Source organism: Tepidimonas sp. (genome assembly GCF_046292505.1).
Taxonomy (GTDB): Bacteria; Pseudomonadota; Gammaproteobacteria; order Burkholderiales; family Burkholderiaceae_C; genus Tepidimonas.
This window is the reverse complement of record NZ_JBKBQX010000231.1, coordinates 1-596: the sequence shown is the minus strand read 5'-3', so window position 1 is coordinate 596 and position 596 is coordinate 1. Positions and strand designations below refer to the sequence as shown.

Here is a 596-nt window from a genome sequence, read left to right as displayed (position 1 = left end):
AACGAGGCGACAACTACCTTGACGCGCGCCGCTCTTGCAGGATGCTGCGCGCCAGCAGGTATTCGCGGCGCCTGGAAATGATGGGATCATCCGGGATCCAACATGTAGGCTTATTAGTTTCATGACTTGAATCATGCATGGCCACCATCCTCGCTAGGTTGCGCAGACCTTCCCTAAAATTTCTTGATGCATGTTGCCAAATCCGTCTTTGGTGCCAGTCCGTGATTAGGCCATGGCGGCATCGTGCCAAGCTTCGTGCTGCTTCTCAGCGTCGCGCCTGCCGCGCAGGTGCGGCGCGATGCAGGTAGTCGCGCGCGCTACGATCCCGACCGCGTCGGCAGCCGCGCCGGTTCCGGCTGGGCTTCTGCCGCTGGACGCCCAAGCCGTGGCCGCCTACCGCGAGCACATCGAGCAGCGCCAGCGCCGCCTGCTCGGCGACGCCTACGTGCAGGCCTGGCGCCTGCGCCGAGAGCCGGTCGGCCGCATGGCGCTGGATGATGGGCCGTCCGGCCCGTCCGATGCACTCGCGCCACGGTATGCCGACATCTGGCACCTGCAGCACAAGTCGGGCGCGTCGCTGTGGGAGGTTTGGCTTC

Annotated in this window: 1 pseudogene; it reads left to right on the top strand. The window is 64.9% G+C overall.

Annotation, left to right across the window (positions count from 1 at the left end):
* Window positions 1-385: 385 nt before the first annotated feature.
* Window positions 386-596: pseudogene (locus ACK4TH_RS12965) on the top strand (hypothetical protein); the annotation flags it as partial.